The sequence below is a fragment of the Parvimonas sp. M20 genome (assembly GCF_035282425.1).
Taxonomy (GTDB): Bacteria; Bacillota; Clostridia; order Tissierellales; family Peptoniphilaceae; genus Parvimonas.
The window spans coordinates 1-1,175 of the sequence record NZ_JAYKBQ010000039.1; the positions used below are offsets into that span (position 1 = coordinate 1).

General features: G+C 45.9%; 2 protein-coding genes. Both read right to left on the reverse strand.

The genetic code is table 11. The annotated features are described in order from the left end of the window. Positions 1-237 precede the first annotated feature (237 nt). Positions 238-534, reverse strand: coding sequence for a hypothetical protein (locus VJI93_RS08215; protein ID WP_324001726.1), 297 nt, complete (start codon positions 532-534; stop codon positions 238-240). A gap of 82 nt (positions 535-616) precedes the next feature. Further along, positions 617-1,087, reverse strand: a complete 471-nt coding sequence (locus VJI93_RS08220) for an NUMOD4 domain-containing protein (protein WP_324009232.1) — start codon at positions 1,085-1,087, stop codon at positions 617-619. Positions 1,088-1,175: the final 88 nt, after the last annotated feature.

Sequence of the window (1,175 nt, forward strand, 5' to 3'; positions counted from 1 at the left end):
TGGCATCAGCAGGCTGCACAATCGGCAAATCGTAGACACGATGAAAAACCTTCACCATGTCGCGGATCGATGCAGTACCTGCCAGACTCCGCATAGCCAGATTGCGTACCTGCTGATCAGGGATGTGTGCTACGAGGGCTTCTGCCTTCGCACGGGTAGAGACCGGGAAACTCATACAATTATCCTTCCTGCTGGATTACCAACTTACAGAGATGACCAACGATTTTGGTATTGCTATTAAGCGGTCTGTGCAACCGCTTGATAAGGCGAAGACTGCATGCCGAAAGGCAACGCAACTACCGATGCATCCTCTTCCATATGCGTGTGATTATCATTCACGACGTCTTCGAGCTGTACTGATGCAAGAAACCCCACTAACGTGGGAAGATGCTTCAGACTGGCCAATTCATTGATCAGCCGCTCGTAATTCCACCCCTCAACCCCGAACCCATGCCATGCACGCGACGCATTCCAATACTTCTGCGTCTGACTCTGACGTGCAACCCCATACCCGCTCGAAATCAAAGCCATCATACACTCCTCTATGATTCAATTATAATACCGCATTTAAGTATTGAAATCAAGTGCATAAAATTAAGGCTTTTAGGTAGTGCGCTCATTCAGACGTACGCCATATCTTATTGGACATTATATTTGTGATTGTCCATGGAGATACATTGTATTCCCTTGCTACACTTACCTGTTTAGCCCCTGCCTTAACTTTAGCCCTAATTTCCTGTGCCTTCTGCATGTTGAGTCTTCTTGTGCTTCTGGGGTTTGTAATGTCATCTTCTATGTTCTGCTTATGTGTACCCCAGTACAAATTATCTTCAACGTTATTCCGCTTGTTGTGGTCCTTATGTAATGCCATAGCTCCTGGAAACCATGAATCGGCTTTGAAGGTCATGCATACAAGCCTATGTATGTTTTCAGTTGCCTTGGAATTGTCATCTCGCATAAGGCTAACTAAGCAGTATCCATGTGAGTGATGACTTGGGGATAGTATACCTTTAGGCCCACGAACATTTCCTAGGGAAGATACTTCGTACTTGGAGTATCCTGGTATGCTTTTCCAAATCTCAGTCATTTAATTGTAGCCTCAATAGACCCTTTCCAATCGAACATTTTCCCCCAGGAGAATCCAACCTTTGCATCGCCCAGGAAAGGCACTCGGG